13 protein-coding genes are annotated in these 16,848 nt (G+C 48.2%); 2 read left to right on the top strand and 11 right to left on the bottom strand.

The window, feature by feature from the left end:
• Positions 1-71: 71 nt before the first annotated feature.
• Positions 72-1,145 carry a substrate-binding domain-containing protein gene (locus tag AB4111_RS20415; RefSeq protein WP_442032996.1) on the top strand — a complete coding sequence of 358 codons (1,074 nt, stop codon included), beginning with the start codon at positions 72-74 and terminating at the stop codon, positions 1,143-1,145.
• A 78-nt stretch (positions 1,146-1,223) separates the two neighbouring features.
• Here AB4111_RS20415 and AB4111_RS20410 read toward each other — a convergent pair whose 3' ends face one another.
• The 3 genes from AB4111_RS20410 to AB4111_RS20400 all read right to left on the bottom strand — a co-directional run bounded on the left by AB4111_RS20410 (position 1,224) and on the right by AB4111_RS20400 (position 4,472).
• A complete protein-coding gene (locus AB4111_RS20410) occupies positions 1,224-1,901 on the bottom strand; it encodes a hypothetical protein (protein WP_442032995.1) in 678 nt (225 codons plus the stop codon).
• Positions 1,902-2,238: 337 nt separating this feature from the next.
• On the bottom strand, positions 2,239-3,666 hold the full coding sequence (locus AB4111_RS20405; protein ID WP_442032994.1) for a pectate lyase family protein: 1,428 nt from the start codon (positions 3,664-3,666) through the stop codon (positions 2,239-2,241).
• A gap of 290 nt (positions 3,667-3,956) precedes the next feature.
• Positions 3,957-4,472, bottom strand: coding sequence for a DUF2179 domain-containing protein (locus AB4111_RS20400; RefSeq protein ID WP_442032993.1), 516 nt, complete (start codon positions 4,470-4,472; stop codon positions 3,957-3,959).
• A gap of 345 nt (positions 4,473-4,817) precedes the next feature.
• Here AB4111_RS20400 and AB4111_RS20395 point away from each other — a divergent pair, with 345 nt between their 5' ends.
• Positions 4,818-6,032 (top strand): Leu/Phe/Val dehydrogenase, encoded by a 1,215-nt coding sequence (locus AB4111_RS20395; protein ID WP_442032992.1) that lies wholly within the window; start codon positions 4,818-4,820, stop codon positions 6,030-6,032.
• Positions 6,033-7,301: 1,269 nt separating this feature from the next.
• Here AB4111_RS20395 and AB4111_RS20390 read toward each other — a convergent pair.
• From AB4111_RS20390 to AB4111_RS20355, 8 genes are all read right to left on the bottom strand, one after another.
• Positions 7,302-8,969 (bottom strand): hypothetical protein, encoded by a 1,668-nt coding sequence (locus AB4111_RS20390; protein ID WP_442032991.1) that lies wholly within the window; start codon positions 8,967-8,969, stop codon positions 7,302-7,304.
• A gap of 1 nt (position 8,970) precedes the next feature.
• Positions 8,971-9,762: an ABC transporter ATP-binding protein gene (locus AB4111_RS20385; protein ID WP_442032990.1), complete on the bottom strand. Its 792-nt coding sequence runs from the start codon at positions 9,760-9,762 to the stop codon at positions 8,971-8,973.
• Between the two features lie 245 nt (positions 9,763-10,007).
• On the bottom strand, positions 10,008-11,411 hold the full coding sequence (locus tag AB4111_RS20380; protein WP_442033287.1) for an RICIN domain-containing protein: 1,404 nt from the start codon (positions 11,409-11,411) through the stop codon (positions 10,008-10,010).
• A 478-nt stretch (positions 11,412-11,889) separates the two neighbouring features.
• Entirely contained in the window at positions 11,890-12,519 is a 630-nt protein-coding gene (locus AB4111_RS20375; protein WP_442032989.1) for a PepSY domain-containing protein, read from the bottom strand.
• Positions 12,520-12,756: 237 nt separating this feature from the next.
• The gene (locus AB4111_RS20370; protein WP_442032988.1) at positions 12,757-13,557 is read right to left on the bottom strand and encodes a PepSY domain-containing protein; all 801 of its coding nucleotides are present in this window, start codon (positions 13,555-13,557) and stop codon (positions 12,757-12,759) included.
• A 296-nt stretch (positions 13,558-13,853) separates the two neighbouring features.
• The gene (locus AB4111_RS20365) at positions 13,854-15,230 is read right to left on the bottom strand and encodes an ATP-binding protein (RefSeq protein WP_442032987.1); all 1,377 of its coding nucleotides are present in this window, start codon (positions 15,228-15,230) and stop codon (positions 13,854-13,856) included.
• Positions 15,227-15,982 (bottom strand): response regulator transcription factor, encoded by a 756-nt coding sequence (locus tag AB4111_RS20360; protein ID WP_442032986.1) that lies wholly within the window; start codon positions 15,980-15,982, stop codon positions 15,227-15,229. The genes AB4111_RS20365 and AB4111_RS20360 overlap by 4 nt, the downstream gene beginning before the upstream one ends.
• 55 nt (positions 15,983-16,037) lie before the next feature.
• Positions 16,038-16,682 (bottom strand): SDR family oxidoreductase, encoded by a 645-nt coding sequence (locus tag AB4111_RS20355; protein ID WP_442032985.1) that lies wholly within the window; start codon positions 16,680-16,682, stop codon positions 16,038-16,040.
• Between the last annotated feature and the right edge of the window lie 166 nt (positions 16,683-16,848).

Here is a 16,848-nt window from a genome sequence, read left to right as displayed (position 1 = left end):
CTTTATTCCAAGTGGGTAACGATGTATACTGATATGGATTGTTATTATGTTGGAGGAAAGCACTCATCATAGTGACAGCACATTGTGCCTATACCGGCTTGAAGGAGGCGACCATACTGAAGAACAATATCACCATGCGGGATATCGCCGACAGGCTCGGGGTCAGCAGTGTGACCGTCTCGAAAGCGTTGAATGATAAAGATGGCGTGAGTGGCGAATTAAAAGAAAAAATTAAAGTGCTTGCTATTGAAATGGGCTATCGGTATAATGCCGCTGCCCGTTCGATGAAGGAAGGCTTAACCCATAATATTGGCGTAATTATCCCGGAGCGTTTTACCGGACCTACACAGTCGTTCTATGTACGCGTGTTCCAGCGCATTACGAAACATCTGGAGGAGCAGGGCTACTACGGTATTCTGCACATTCTGAATGTGGAGGATGAAGAAGAATTAACACTGCCCAAGCTGTACAGCGACAACAAGGTCGATGGTTTCATCGTGCTCGGACAGATCAGCAAAGAGTATATTGAACTGGTGCGATCAATGGAAGTTCCCAAAATGTTTCTCGACTTCTATGATGAACATTCGGACATTGATTCGGTCGTTACCGATAACTTCTATGCTGCCTATGAGCTGACGAATTATCTGGTTCAGCAGGGCCACCGTAACATTGCCTATGTGGGGAACCTATATTCCACGAGCAGCATCCAGGACCGATTCCTCGGGTATTACAAATCCTTGCTGGAACATCGGTTGCCGATGAATCCGGATCTGGTTCTGAATGATCGGGATGAACGAGGTACGTTTATTGAGATTGATCTCCCTGAACAACTGCCAACGGCCTTTGTATGCAACTGTGATCAGGTCGCTCATCTGCTCGTTCAAAGACTGAATTCGATGGATATTCAGGTACCTGGCCAATGCTCTGTTGTTGGTTTTGATAATGATATCTATGCCATGCTCTCCGATCCCAAGCTGACAACCGTTGAAGTGGATGTGGAACAGATGGCGCGCACGGCAGTCCAGTCGATGCTCAAAAAGGTCGACAATCCCAACCGCAGTTTCGGCCGTGTACACGTGAAAGGCAATATCATCTATCGTGACTCCGTGAGTGCTGCGTCTGCCTCATCAGATACAAATGGATAGCTGAATAAAAGAATTAAAAACGAACACAGATGACTGGCCTCTATCTTATTGGCCAGTCTTTTTCTGATGCTCCGGGGATTAATAACGGCGGCGATCTGTTGAATCCATCAAAAATGTAGTTGTTCTCCAAATCGAGAGAATGAGAATCAGTTCATATACATTGGTAAAAGCCCCACTCTTCACGGGCAGGGAAATTAACTGCCCTGCAAACAATAATGAAGTCCCAACAAACAGCCATACCCATTTATGTCTGAAAAGCACAATCAAACTAACAAACAAGAGTACAATACCCACGACGATAACCATCATCGGCGGACCTCCATGACCTTCTGCCATATATCGCAGTACTCCATACTCTTCTATAGCAGTGAGATTTTTAACCTCGGATAAAGTAAAGCCTACAATCTGGTAGATAACCAGACCCAGCGTTATCAGCCATGCTGCCACATTCGTTATACTTCTATTTGCAAACTTGGCACCTGAGCTACGCAAGATATGGTAGCCAACAAGAATAAGGGTTGGCGTAGCGAAGGCATGTAGCCAAAATCGAAGGCTACTAAGAACGGTTAACAATTCCCCTTCTCCTATCAGGTTACCTACAGCAATAATTCCATTATCATACGCCAAGCTAAACGCTACAAATAGCTGAAAACTGGAATATGTGAGCCATTGCTTCCTCTGGGTTAAAACGACGACCATCCGAATAACAAGTATTAAATAAACAAGAGTAAGTGCGAAGTATATCCATACATCCAAGCTGCTTCACCATCCTTATATCCAGCCCTATTAGTGAGTAGTGGCTGTTCTGATTTTCGAAAGTTGCAAAGGTGTTATATATTCCAACTCATATTCACTTGCTAATTTTGTTTATGATTAACTAGTTATCATTTCCATTCATTAATTATATTTACCGGTAAGTATAATTACAAGAAGAACTTGTATTAATGACTGTTTATAGAGCTAAATTATATAATAAAGAGCACTCCCGGCTATCGTAGCTGCAGGAGTACTCTTTTCTTGTTTGGAGAATGAACAAGCAACAGGATACTCTGATACCCCTCGCTTTGTTCTCAGACTTACATCACATCATCGCCTAATAACTTGTCTTCAACCAATTGTCCTTGGACCAGGTCAATTTACCTGAACCCGCACCATTGGAAGCCGTGATACGTGCATTCAACGTGGATGGATCATCTGTGGTATAGCTGTAAGGAAGTGTCGAGAAGCCATTCCAGGCGAACGATTTCACCACTGCAGGGATTGGCGCTAACGGACTGCCCGATGTATCACTGCTGCCACGGAATGAGCTTCCATCCAAAGAATACATCGTATCGGTCACTCTGATTTTGCCGGTATAGGTCGGATCTGCCGGATCGGTCTGATTGTTACGAACAGGATACAGCACGTCCTTAATGACTGATTTCTCAACCAATACAGCTCCGCTTTCCGTAGAGATTGCCCCATTGCCAATAATATCAAACTTATAACCTTTGGACGCAATCGCTGTTGCCATCGCCGTTGTAATTTTGGCTTTAGCGGCACGTGCCCCTGTTGCATCCATCACGATGTTATACGCATGTGCGTTGCCTCCACGCAGGCGTGGCATCCGGTCCTGAATATCTTTGTAGAGATTATGGTGCAGCGTCATGGACAGATTGGCATTAGCCGACTCCAAGCTGGTGGAACCGACCAGATGTCCTTTCTTTTGCGGTCCAGAGATGGCAATAATATCGGCTTTGCTGAGACCTACAGCACTGCTGCGCAGGTAGTTGTACATCGGATAGGAAGCCTTATTCGCTTCCAACTCGTTAATCTGCTGGGTAACCCAGCTGTTCGAGCTGCCGTCATCCCCTTTGAAAAGGGACCAGGAGATGGTCACGCCGCTGGTTCCTTTTTTCGAATCGATGAGTCCGTCGTAGGCTTTATTAAATGTGCAGTGATCAATCCATACGTTGCTGTTCTCTTCCAGGGTAATATAATCCCAATCGTTCTTGTCATAATCGCCTTTGGTCGATTCATCCCATTCCCATAACTCATCGAATTCCAGGTTGCGGATGATAACGTTGGAGCTTCGTTTCACGCTGATCGCAGCGTGTTTGATTTTGGAGCCGTTGGCGGAGAAAATGGTGAGTCCATTGAAACCGTCAATCGTGAGCTTGCTGACACCTGTCTGTTTTAATACGGGATGCGTCAGCGCGTCATTATGCTTGGCAAACGGCGAAGTCTGCGCTGCACTCGGAATTTCATTCCAACCCAGATTCAGATCGTTCATGATCTCAACGACTTTCACACCCGAGTTCTTTTTGAGAGCCAGTGCCAGATCAGTCGCATTATACACTTTCTTATACGTGGCTGTGTTTGATTCGCTGACGATACCGCCGCCCGTGTTCCCTTGGGAGAAGCCTGTCAGATTGTAGTCTGCGTTGCCCGCTGCCTGAACACTTGCCGGTCCGGACAATAAGGTTAGCCCCAACGTTATAGCCAAGGCTGTGCTGCACCAGCTTCGAAATGTCATTTTCATCGAATCCATTCCTCCCGAAATATGATGATTACATTCGTCCATCGCTACCATGACAGGTTACGAAGGACATGTTCTCAATGTAAATGTTGTAAGCGATTACAACAATAATCCCTAACTCACATGTAGGTGGGATAGGCTGATGCGGCAAGGAATTGTACTGTAAGCAACCTTGAATCGTACGGAGTTAACTTGAGGAGTAAGATTTCCGGGATACTTTGAGACAGCAAGGCGGTGTCGGATAAAATGAAACCAAAAAAGCAGGACTGCATCTGCTGCAGACCTGCTCGATTTTACTTTTTGATGGAACGTGTCCAGAAGCCGCCATGGAACTGTTTGGGCTCTACGGTAATGACAAATGCTTTGGGGTCCAGGCTGAGAATCGTCTGATAGAGCAGTTTCTGGTTTTTGCGTTTCGCCAGAATCTCCATCACAAGCCGATCCCCGTCACGTCCACTACCTACCCACGCAGTAACACCATACCCTTTATCCCGCAGGGCATTCGCGACGCTTCCATCCAACTGATTACAGATTACTTTAACGGTAATATAACCGAGCGCAATCTTTTCTTCAATCCACGCTCCGAGCAGCACACCCAACCCGTAACCTACCGCATACACGATCAGGGCCTCCGGTTGTTTCAGATAGTTTAGCACCAGATTCAGACCAAGCACATAGATCACAATCTCACCCATGCTGATCAATGCGGCGATATACTTCTGTCCCTTGAGCGTCAGAATCATCCGGAGTGTATAAGCCGATACGTATACAATCTGGATCAAAAAGATAAATATCAATATTTTAAGCAATTGTAATCCCTCTTTCCTGGCCTTCACAAGTGAATCGGCCCTTTGCTGCGTATACTCGACGATTTCGTTTCATCTATACTTCCTGTACGTTCGCTCTATCTCCATCATTGGACGTTATACCCTTATTCTAAACGGTTGGATATTAATTCGTAGACATTTTCTGCTCTTCGCCATGCCAGAACTGCCATTATAGAACCGTTTGTACCGATTATCAACCCGGCGGAGGTCCCAGGGTCGAAAACCGGTGCCTGTGAATATGCTGTATCATCATAACGCCGAGCACGATCGCACAGAGTAACGGGTCAGAACCAGGATGGATGGGTCAAAACAAAAGGGGGAACCGTCATGCAGCTATGGCAGGAGATGGAGCGGGAAGGCATGGAGGAACTCATTTTTTGCCATGATGCAGATAGTGGTTTGAGGGCAGTCATTGCCATTCACAGCACGGCCCTTGGACCTGCGCTGGGTGGATGCCGCTACTGGAGGTATGCGTCCGAAGAAGAGGCTGTTCGGGACGCTGTGAAGCTTGCCAAAGGCATGACGTACAAAAATGCAATCTCTGGACTGTCCTATGGCGGCGGGAAGGTGGTCATATGGAATGTGCCTTTTGCGAAGAATGCAAAACCGGATGAGGATGGTTGCGGATCTCAAAGTGGTGAGCAGGTCGCTGGAGATCTGGGGGTAGAGCAGCAAAAGGGTGCTGCCGCTGAACGAGAAGTCGTCGCTGATCAGGTTGCTGATCGTATAGATAAAAGCCTGGATACGGACTTATCCAAGCGGGCGCAGCGCTTTCGAGCATTGGGTCGTTGTCTGGAGCGGCTGAACGGACGGTACGTGACCGGTCTTGATCTGGGTACCACGGCGACAGACATGGACCAGATCCGACTGGAGACCGCACATGTGACGGACACCACGGGTTCGCTTGGGGCGCAGGATGACTTCACTGCCGAGATGACCGCCTATGGCGTACACATCGGCATTGTGACCTCGCTGCGCCAGCAAGGCATTGCATCTTTGCAGGGCATTCCCGTTGCCGTCCAGGGACTGGGCAAGGTCGGGTATGCCCTGTGCCGTTACCTGCATGCAGCCGGGGCACGGCTCATTGTGGCAGACGTTGTACCGGAGCGTGTACAACGTGCCCTTGTGCAGTTCAGCGGCGCCATCCCGGCCGATCCGGCCCATATCCACGCCGCTGACTGCAAGGTCTTCGCCCCCTGTGCCCTAGGGGGCGTACTGACCCCGGCAACAGTGGAGGAGCTGCGCTGCTCCATCGTTGCCGGGGCGGCCAACAACCAGCTGAGTGAACGACAGCTGGTTGCAGGCCGCATGCAGGCGCGCGGCATTCTGTACGCGCCTGATTATGTGCTCAACGCAGGTGGAATCATCTCCACCGCCTACGAGCTGGAAGGCGCCGGGCCTGACCTGATCCGCCAAAAGGTGGCGGGGATTGCAGGCACGCTGAGCAAGGTATACGCAGAAGCTGCGCAATCTGCGATCTCCACAGCCGATGCAGCTGATCGGCTAGCGGAATCCATCCTTCGATCTGGCCATAAGAACTAGAGCGCCCTAATCTGCCAGAAGATGCAGATAAAGAACCATTCCAATCGTTGACTCCTACGCCGTAAACAAGTCGAGACCATCCCGTATTAGCTCACTCGCTTCTATCACAATTCAAGCGGTTGATTGTGTGCTCATGCGTCCTCACACGCCTGAACCTCAACTTTGCTCGCTGTGCGGGACGTTACTGCTAGTCCTCTTTACTAGACTGGGTAAAGCATTTAATATACAAGCAGCACCCTTCCACCTAAGCATATTCATACCACCAACACATCCGCCACCGCGTTATTCATTCAAAGTATATTATTACCTGGAACTCATCACGGGCTTCGCTCGATCTTGGTATTTCGACGTACTGAAAGAGAGCCTCCAGTGCTTCACTCCATTTTAACGAACCTGATACACGCTATTTGACCCTTTTAGCATGGATCTAAAATCTAACGAATCTCAGACACGTTATTGTGCCTGGATTGGTCCTTTTTCAAGCTAAATAGCTACTTTTCCGAAGGATAGCGTTCCTGAGGTTCGTTAGAATTTATATTTCAGATTTTGACCGTGAATAGGTTGTCTCAGGTTCGTTAGCGCTGCGGATGAAGTTTCTTTGAGGGAGCATGCCTATCAAACCTACCTGCAAGAGAGCCACCATCTGCTTACCCCATTCTAACGAACCTGATACACGCTATTTGCCCCTTTTAGCGTAGATCCAATATCTAACGAATCTCAGAGACGCTATGGTGCCGAGTTTGCTCCTTTTCAAACTAAATAGCTACTTTTCCGAAGGATAACGTTACTGAGATTCGTTAGAATTTATTTTTCCGATTATTCCTCTGAATAAGGCGCCTCAGGTTCGTTAGCGCTGCTGACAAGGAGATCTCTGCTGAATTATCTCTATCAAAAAGAGCTAACCTAGACATAAATGTCCCGGTTAGCCCTTCTAAGCTCTCATCACTATGTTCTTCTCATCTCTATTCTCTTATCACTTTGGTTCTTTGGTTCTTGGTCCGGTTACTGGCTCTCTGTTTCTTTTGTCCTTGGCTCTCGGTTCTCTGGTTCTTCGTTCTTCGGTGTTTAACTCTTACTTCTCCGATGCACTGCACTTTAATTTCTTAGTTATCTAATATGTCACCCTTTGGCCCATTTGTTCCATCACTCTCTGCGCGGATTGCATGCATTGAGTTTTCTTGGAACATTCCCTCTTATCCCATTCACCCTTTTGTTCGCTCCATCTTTTATTCTTTTATTCTTCTGTTCTTCTGTTCTACTACTCTATTCTCAAACTGCAACCGACTTCTTCCTCGCTGTCTTCTTCTCCCGAAACAGCAGCGTCCACAGCAACACATTTGCCACAATCAGAATTGCACCATAGATCCATACGCCCCCCGACACTGAGCGGAAAAAGACATGGACTCCCCATAACATGGCAAGCACAGGGAGGGCGGCAAATACATACCAGCCATCACTTTGCTGCGCCACACTGAAGGATTGGGAGAACGGCGGCTTACGCAGCAGCAACTTGCCTGCCAGTGGGACAATTGCAGTTGCCGTCAACAAGATAATTGCAATATCCGGCAGTATCCGTAATCCAAATGTCCAGGTGAACAGAATGGCATTAACCAGAAATATAGGCAGGAACATGTTGCACAAGAACGCCTTCAGAGCGCCTTTATACAACGCACTATCATTCGCCATCGGTGCAGCGCGAAAGGTCCAGAACGCCTTGTATTGTCCCGAAAATTTCAGCATGACTACCACCGTTACAACCAGAATCAGCACGATGTAAAAGGTGTATACGAACGAACTTTGCCTAAACTCCGCCCAGGTCGAAGATTGCAATTGGGTAAACCAAAATACATAAGGTAAAACAAAGGATAAACCAAGCGATGGATACACCTTCAGCTTGAATTCCCGTTCATTACGCATCATGCTGGCGGACAGTCGGAAGCAAGCCTGCTCCTCTCTGGAACGACTAACCAGCTTGGAGATCAAGCGATCCCACCCTCCGCGTCTGCGCCCAGAGGACTGGCCCGAATGTGCCATTTTCTCCAAATACAACTCAAAGGAAGGCATAAGCCTCACATATACGATCAGACTTACCACCGGAACCAAGACAGCCAGTGCTGTGAAGGTATAGATCCATACATTCCCGCCCCCTGCAAATAACCATTCATAGGCAGCCGCATACCATAACGGAGGCAACAACAATTGCCACCAAGCCGGTGTAAATACCATACCAAAGTCAAACATGCTGAACGAACGAATGACCAGCTGATAACCGATCGCAATCCCCACCGAGAGCAGAATCTGTACCATATTGATCATATCCTTCAGCTTCTCGCCATCCAGAAACTTCATCATGAGAAGATAAATCAGGGATGTGGTCACCAGAATCAGCATGTTGATCAGAATTAATTCTACAAGGAAGATCAGAAAGAATCCGATCCCATGCGTCACCAACGCGGTAATTAACGGTATGCCGGTTAACGAACCCGTCAGCAGTACCAGATAGACACCTGCATGAATGGCTCGGGCCATACCTACCGTTCGCCTATTAACAGGCTTCGTCATGAGAATATTGCGGTCCCGGATGTCCAGCAGTACGGAGGAGAAATCCGAGATCATGGACGTCATGATCATAAACATTAAGATGCCGAACACCAGACCCATCTGAAGCATGAAATGCCCTGTATCCCACACGATGAAGGGAACCATCATCAGTCCCATTAATCCATACAACCACAGGGATCGATGAAACTGATTACCTTCCTTGCGCTCTTTTTTCCCTGAATTGTTGGACAAAATGGTAGGTACTCTGCGTTGATCCATCTGGAATTTCACTCGCAAGATCAGGCGCAGCACATCATAATCCGCCCCTGTTCTGGCGATGATTGGCCGAAAGCGATCCAGAATCTTCAGCGTGCGGAAATCGGAGGTTTCCTCCATATCAGTACACCTCCTGCACAATCGATACGAATCGCTCAGCAATGGCTATGTGCTCATTGAAACCCGTCAATTGATTGAAGACTTCCTCCAATGTCAATGAACCTTCCATGGATTGCTGCTGGAGCTGCTTGAACGTTCCGTCTGCCAACACGCGTCCTTCAGCGATCAGTACAATTCGACTGCTGATCTTCTCCACCACATCCATGATGTGTGACGAATAGAAGATCGTTGTGCCTTTGGCTGACAACTGCGATAAAATCTCTTTGACCACCATCACACTATTGGCATCCAATCCGCTGAGCGGTTCATCCAGGAACAACAGATCCGGGTCATGCAGCAGCGCAGAGATTAACAGCACTTTCTGCCGCATGCCTTTGGAAAAGGATGCAATGCGGGAATGATATGATTTTTCAAGTCCAAAACAATCCATCAATAACTTGGCTTTATAATCCGCATCTTCATAGGACATGCCGTATAACTCTCCCGTAAAAGTCAGATACTCCGCAGGCGTTAATTGTTCGTATAATTCCGCGACCTCCGGAACATAGCCTATTCTGCGTTTATATTCCACATCCCCATCCGCAATATCCTTGCCAAAGATTCGCACCGTGCCCACATATCCTTCAACCAGTCCGAGTAAAATCTTAACCGTCGTACTCTTGCCAGCCCCGTTTGGACCGATATATCCAATCATCTCACCGCGATTCACTTCCAGATCGATGCCATTCAACACATAACGTCCGTTGTATCTCATACGCAAGCTTTCAATGGATAGCACATGTTGTTCACTCACTTCGTTATCCAGCTCCTGTCTCTATCTTTTTCTACAATTCTACTAGTTTACCACACTTTGGTATGACATTGATCGGAAGTAAATCACGATGTGAGCCATCATCTGGTTTTCCCTTTCGAGCAAAAGCATCACGTAACAAGCGTGAACACATCACAAAGCCCCTGTTCCACCTTCAAGGTAAGAGACAAGGGCTTTATCTATAGCTTATCTGTATTTGGAACCTTATTTCTAATACTCAAACCTTCTTACTGCACTTTAACAATCTGAAAATGCTGGTTCGTACCGCCATTATCCGTCCACTGGATGGCCGCAGCCCCATCTGCCAAGGATTGACCGGAGATATCCAATACTTTGCCTGTACTGCGATTCTTCAGTTTATAATAACCACCACCTACATGGACGAGCTGCCATTGCTGGCTGGCCCAGCCCCCATCATTCCACTGTTCAATGACAGCCCCATCGGTGGTAGCACCATTTTCCACACCGATCAGTTTGCCACTGGAACGGTTGATGATTTTGACATAACCGCCACCCGCATCAGTAATCTGCCACTGTTGACTTGTTGTTCCCCCATCTGCCCGCTGCTCCAAATCCGCACCGTTGGCAGAAGAACCCCCGATGACATTTAGCAACTTGTTGCTTTTACGGCTAATCAGCTGATATGAAGCATTCGCGTCCCAAACATCCGGTGTATTCACTCCGGTCACAGTACCTGTTGCTGTATCAATCGTGATACTGCTGGCCCAGTTCATCGCCAGACTGGTTGCGCTTGGGAACGAGAGTGGCAGCCAGACATACTTGGAATCCTGCACAGGTCCGCTCCACGCTCCAGCCCAGCGATCGCCCATGTAGAGATAGGATGTGGTCTGTGAACCCTCTATTGGAACGACATAGGTGGATTGAGAACCATAGGTTGTGCTGTCTCCGAAGTTGCTAAGACCGCTCCAAGTGCCTGTAATACTGGAGGCTGTTGCATATTTGGCCTGATTTGGATTCCAACCGGTTGCACCCGAGGTGATCAGGAAGTAGACGCCGTCTTTTTTGAATAAAGCAGGTGCTTCACGGTATTGTCCGGGCCATAGTGTTGTAACAAGCGATTCCACACCCAGGAAATCCGGGGTCAGCTTATATATATTCAGATCTGCATTCACTCGGGTCGCGGAGATCAGATAAGCTGTTCCGTTATCGTTGTACACCGTCATATCTCTGGAATCATATCCAAGTGGACGATAACTTCCCACATACGTGTAGTTCCCATCAACCGTACTAGAAGTAGCTACGGCCACTCTGGCCTCGCCATAATCCAGACCATTCTCCTTGTGCATCCAAAGTACGTATTTGCCGGTAGCACTGTTGTAGATGACCTTCGGACGTTCAATGTTCGAGATATTTAGCTCAGGTGCCGAGCTGCTGGTGAGCACATCATTGCGATACTCCCAGTTCTTCAGATCCGATGAACGATACACGGATACCGCCTTGAACGTTCCATTCGCATTGCGGTTCTCGCCAAACCAGTAATAATACCCATTCGCCTTGATCATCCCGCCCCCATGAGCATGTACGATATTGCCATTGGTGTCCTTGAACTGTACCCCGTTCGTTACACTGAGCGGAGCAGCTGAAGCATTCGATCCAGGTGCGAGCAGCATGCCTACTGATTGCAGCGCCAGCACCAAAACAAGCAGATAACTCAAGTGCTGAGTAAAGCGAAAGCGGCGTGAGTGTGTATTCTTTTTCAACCATCCATCGTTCATAGCCATATCGTAATGCACCTCCATGTTTTTTATGAAGCGCTTACACAAAAATAAATTTGATATGTCTCATCTGCCTCCGATCGATGATGCATTTTAACATTAGAATTCCTGGCAAGATTGATTGGCCCAGCTTCACCTCCCTGATTCCGATTGTATCCGCCACGTTCCTGCTCGAATAGTGAACAATCCGGCGGATCATGTACAATTTCATACTCCGCGCTCTCCATAAAAAGCAAAAAGACGCTTCCCCCGAAGCGTCCTCTGCTATACCTGCCCTGCCCCTTCATGATGTAACAATCTCTAGCTGTGTGTTACTGTTCATAGGCAGGCTTTTATATAAGATGTTTTATCAGCGTATACTCGCCCTTATTGCTTAGTCTTGGTCGTCAAAATCCTGGTCGAACGATAACACTTTACCTGTGTTGGCATCGATATCTACATCTGCTTCACCTTGAGCAGTTCTCAATTCAATCTCATACACATAGCGACCATCATCATGATCCAGCTCGACTTTGGTTACTTTACCACCCGTAACTTGTTTCAACGCAATGTTTGAAGCTTGGGATGCCGTCAATTTGACCTGCTTGGAGGCAGAGCTGTTAGATGTATTGCCTGTTACAGAGCCTTGATAGTCATCGTCATCATCGTAGTCTTCATCATCCACGACTGCCAAGATTTTGCCTGTGTACGCATCCAGACGAACGACAACATCATTTTTGCCTTTTCGATCAATCTCGATTTCATAGAACGTTTGGCCGTTTCTGCGCTCCAGATCCACGTCATCCACTTTACCATCGGCTGCTTTCAACGCCAACGCTTTTGCTTGGGATGCATTCAGCATTTTGCCTGTGCTGTTCTGATTCTGTGTTACGGATTGTGTCGTTGACGTTGGTGTAGTTTGCACTGATTGTCCGTTCACATTCCCGCTAGCTGCTACTGCCGATCCTCCGAGCAACACCGCTGCTGACAAGCTGCCAATCCAAAGTTTATGTTTGTTCATCATCATCATTCATCTCCTCGTATGTTGTTTCGTTCTCGTCTACATTCATAGAATAACCTGCAGGAATGAGAGATCAGCGAGAGTTAGATTAGAATTTGATGAGAAAATGAGGAGATTGCTCATTTAACGGGTATTCATTGTCCATGTAATTGAAAAAAGATGATCCCCTAAAATGAAGGAATCATCTCTTTGAAGCGATTTCACCCTGTATTCAAAGGGTTTTCTTCTGAACTTTAACTTTTAATCCTCGTCCTCATCCCAAGTCACCGAACGAATGGCTCCCGAGATCGCGTTCACTTGCACAATAGCCTCCCGGCCATCCTCCAGATCAATCTCAACCAGATAATACGGATTCCCGCTGTTGGTTCCACGCAGTTCAATGTCGTCCACATCCCCCGGGACCTCTGCAAGTGCCTTCTGCTTGGCTTGTTTCTCGCTCAGAAACTGAGGTTTGGGATCATCCTTTGTTGGTTCAGTTGTCGGGGCTGCTATTGTTTTGGACGATATCGTCTCTCCCGTATATGGATCAATCGTGAGTTCTTCACGGCTGTTATCCTTCGCCTTCACTACCGCAGTGTATACCGGGCTGCCTTGCTGCTCTACAAGTTCAAGCGAGACCAATTGGTTATCTGTTTGTTGTTTTAACAACGCCGTCTTGATCTGCTCGCGGCTCCATAACGTCTTCTCTTCCGCTTGTGGGTTCGACTCCAGCCGCTTGATGGAATTCACCGTAGCCGTGACGGCATCCACCTGCACGTCATATAATCCGGTCTCCGAACGGAGCTGCATGATATACGTCCCGTCCTTCAACGTGGAATTCACAATCTCGCCCGGATATTGATCCAGTACGGATTGGGCTGCCGCATCTGCCGTAAGTACCGCACCCGTCGATTGCCAAGGCTTCCACCAAGCAACTGCTGCCACAATCAGCACAATGAGAAGCCCTGAACCCCACCAGAGTGATCTTCGCGATTTCGCCCATCCACTGTTCCCCTGTTCATGCCGCTTCATTTCCGGTGGTCGCTGCTCATGCTCTGTCATCACGTTTCCCCCTTATAGCTCTCCTATAGCCCGAGTTCGTCTGCTGTATATTCGGTCTGAGTTTAGTTTCCAATGGCTACTACATAAAATGAACTAATCTGTTACACAGTACGGAGAGGACAGAAAAAACCTGAAAAAGCGAAGCGTTCGCCTTTATCCCCGGATTTTCCCCTTTGAGAAAAGAGAATCGAGAAATCTGGGGATAACAGCGATTGGAAGGTTGTTCTGTCATCGTAGTGTCAGTGTGAACAATCTTTAGTTCAGTTTATATAGTATATAAGAGAAGAATGAGAATTTCATGAGAGCGGACCGTTCTGAACCGATAAAGGCAAAATAATCGAAGCCTCAGTTCCTTCACCCTCGGTACTGCTCAATTCAATCCGGGCTCCCACTGCACCTGCCAGTTCTTTGGCTAGCGACAATCCCAGACCCGAACCGCTTGCGCCCAAGCTGCGTGTTCTGGCCGGATCAACCCGGTAGAATCGGTCAAATACCTTCTCCAGCTCGTCCTCCCGCATACCAATCCCGGTATCCACGATCCGAATTCGGCACTCCTGCCCCTTGGCTTCAAGCCTGACTTCAATGGAATCTTCACTATACTTCCGGGCATTATCCAGCAAAATAAACAACAGTTGCTTCAGCTTGCTCTCATCGCTGATTGCCCAGATTGGACCTGGATCGACACACCGGACTTCCCGGTGGTAGGCTTCGCGAAACGCACGTGTGGAATCCATCGCAAGTCTCGTGATATCCACTCGCTCCAACTGTACATTCCACTGCTCCGGCTGCTTCGCAAGCAGTAACAGTTGCTCGGTCATCTCCCGCATGCGAACCGATTCGGACAGAATCGCTTCTACAGCTTCATCGAATACTTCAGGTCGCTCTTTTCCTCGCCGCTGAAGCAGACTGGCATAGCTCTCAATAATGGTCAGCGGCGTTTTGAGTTCATGAGATGCATCCGATACGAATCGCTCTTGCCGCTCAAAGTTGGATTCGAGCAGGTCCATCATCCGGTTGAACGTCTGTCCCATCGTTTTCAATTCATCCTTCGACCGTTCCTCCAGTGGAAGACGCTTGAATTGGCCGCTGGACTGAATGTCACTCATCGTGCGTGTCATCTGCTGAATCGGTCTGGTCATCCGGTTCGCCAGAATCCGGCTAGAGATAATCGCTGGAATGAGAGCAATAATCGTGACTGCTACAAGCACGGTACGAAGTACAGACAAACGATTCTCCGTCTCTGCGATGCTCTCGGTGACCTGCACGTTCACCACTTCACCATCAGGCCAGATGACGGGGACTGAAACCCACACATATCCAATCTGTTCCACTTGGGTATACTCCGATTTCTTCTCACTTTCATACTTATAGGGCAGCTTGCTCAGCTGCTCTGAAGCTGATGTTGTCGTCACCGGGGAACTGGTGCCGTCCTCATTGACGATCCGAAGCATGCCGTTCACAGGCGCGTAGGCCCGCAGCAAGTCATCCGGCGGAATGGAGCCGGCAGACTGACGCACTCCTTTGACAATAGACTCCGCTTCCGCTTCCACCCGATTAACCTCGTTATCTATGGACATCCGTTCAAACACGATATAGACGGACAGGTTGACCACGATTAACAACACAGCAAATAATACAGATGAATAGCCATAGATTTTACTGCGCAGGCTCATGACTGTTCCTTCAGGACGTATCCTACGCCCCGTACGGTATGTATTAAGGGTGGTGTGAATCCGTTATCGACCTTTTTGCGCACATAACGGATGTACACATCCACCACATTGGTATCTCCATAATAATCGTATCCCCACACAGCCTGAACAATCTGATCACGACTGAGCACCTGACGTTGATTCTGCAACAGATACACCAGCAGATCGAACTCACGTGGAGTAAGTTCAATAGCCACGCCATCTCGCGATACCTCTCGCGTTCCTTCATTCAGTTTCAACCCGGCAGCCGTCAACCAGCCTGCATCAGCTTCATGCTTATGCCCAGACGAGTCATTGCCTGTATCAGCAGGTGTAGACGAAGAAACGGAAGAAACAGCCGATGCCACGGCACTAAGCCGCAATGCGGCCCGAACTCGGGCAAGCAGTTCTTCAATCTGGAATGGCTTGGTGATGTAGTCATTGGCTCCGAGATCTAGGCCGGACACTTTGTCTTCTACGGAATCTTTAGCGGTGAGCATAATGATCGGAACTGTAGCATCTTTGGCTCGAACTCGGCGCAACACTTCAATTCCACTCAGACCAGGCAGCATCACATCAAGCAGAATCAGATCCCACTGACCTTCCCCATACTTCTCCAGTCCTTCTGTTCCACTCCCCGCCTTGCCTACTTGATATCCCTCATACTGTAATTCCAGTTCAAGCAGACGTGCTATTTTGGGCTCATCCTCTATGACCAGCACGGCTTCGTTCATGCAGCGCTCCCCCTCATCCCCATCATTTCATTCTCCCGTTATCTTACAATAACATCTACAGTTTGCCCAAGGCATCTTCAACCGGATGCTCCCCGGCAATCAGATCAAAGGCCATTCGGTACGTCTTCTCTTCCTGCAAAGATGCCACGATGACGCGGGCCACATCTTCACGCGGGATGCTTCCCGGTTCCAGATCGGTTCCAACTGCAATCGTGCCCGTACCCGGTTGATTCTTCAGACCACCCGGGCGAATAATCGTGTAATTCAGATCACTTGCAAACAAGGCACGATCCGCATAGTGTTTCGCCACGTAATAAGGCTTGATGGACTCTGACCATTTCTCCCGTTGATCTGCACCATACGCACTGACCAGAATATATCTGGAGATGCCTTGCTGCTCAGCGGCTTCCATCGTTTTAACTGCTCCATCGAGATCAATCAAAAGGGTTTTGTCCTGACCAGTAGATCCGCCAGAGCCCGCTGTAAACACTATGGCATTATGATCCTTCATGGCTTCAGCCAAGTCCTCCACACTGCCTTCCAGATCCCCGATCACCACATCGGCACCGAGTTTCTTCAATGCGTCCGCCTGCTCCGGTTTGCGGATCATGGCCGTTACCTTATGTTTGCCTTCCTGTGCCAGCTGCTCTACCACAAACTTGCCGATTTGCCCATTTGCTCCTATAACTAAAACGTTCATACGTCATTTCTCCTCTCAGTTGAACGGACTGCTTGTTACGGCTACCCGTTCCTTATATTTAAAGATGCTCATCTTATAATTTAAACGAAAGCCGGCGCTTCTAAGCGCCGGCTCCTGGTCCATGTCCGTTAAATACATATCCCGAACATCATCTGAACATCTATGG

It is taken from the genome of Paenibacillus sp. 2KB_22 (assembly GCF_052115745.1).
Classification (GTDB): Bacteria; Bacillota; Bacilli; order Paenibacillales; family Paenibacillaceae; genus Paenibacillus.
This window is presented reverse-complemented; position numbering and strand designations above follow the sequence as displayed.

What these genes read in the sequence shown, in the direction of transcription:
- AB4111_RS20405 (WP_442032994.1), bottom strand. Translation starts at nt 3,666, where the DNA reads ATGAAAATGACATTTCGAAGCTGGTGCAGCACAGCCTTGGCTATAACG.
- AB4111_RS20395 (WP_442032992.1), top strand. Translation starts at nt 4,818, where the DNA reads ATGCAGCTATGGCAGGAGATGGAGCGGGAAGGCATGGAGGAACTCATT.
- AB4111_RS20390 (WP_442032991.1), bottom strand. Translation starts at nt 8,969, where the DNA reads ATGGAGGAAACCTCCGATTTCCGCACGCTGAAGATTCTGGATCGCTTT.
- AB4111_RS20380 (WP_442033287.1), bottom strand. Translation starts at nt 11,411, where the DNA reads ATGCTGCTCGCACCTGGATCGAATGCTTCAGCTGCTCCGCTCAGTGTA.
- AB4111_RS20375 (WP_442032989.1), bottom strand. Translation starts at nt 12,519, where the DNA reads ATGATGAACAAACATAAACTTTGGATTGGCAGCTTGTCAGCAGCGGTG.
- AB4111_RS20370 (WP_442032988.1), bottom strand. Translation starts at nt 13,557, where the DNA reads ATGACAGAGCATGAGCAGCGACCACCGGAAATGAAGCGGCATGAACAG.
- AB4111_RS20365 (WP_442032987.1), bottom strand. Translation starts at nt 15,230, where the DNA reads ATGAGCCTGCGCAGTAAAATCTATGGCTATTCATCTGTATTATTTGCT.
- AB4111_RS20360 (WP_442032986.1), bottom strand. Translation starts at nt 15,982, where the DNA reads ATGAACGAAGCCGTGCTGGTCATAGAGGATGAGCCCAAAATAGCACGT.
- AB4111_RS20355 (WP_442032985.1), bottom strand. Translation starts at nt 16,682, where the DNA reads ATGAACGTTTTAGTTATAGGAGCAAATGGGCAAATCGGCAAGTTTGTG.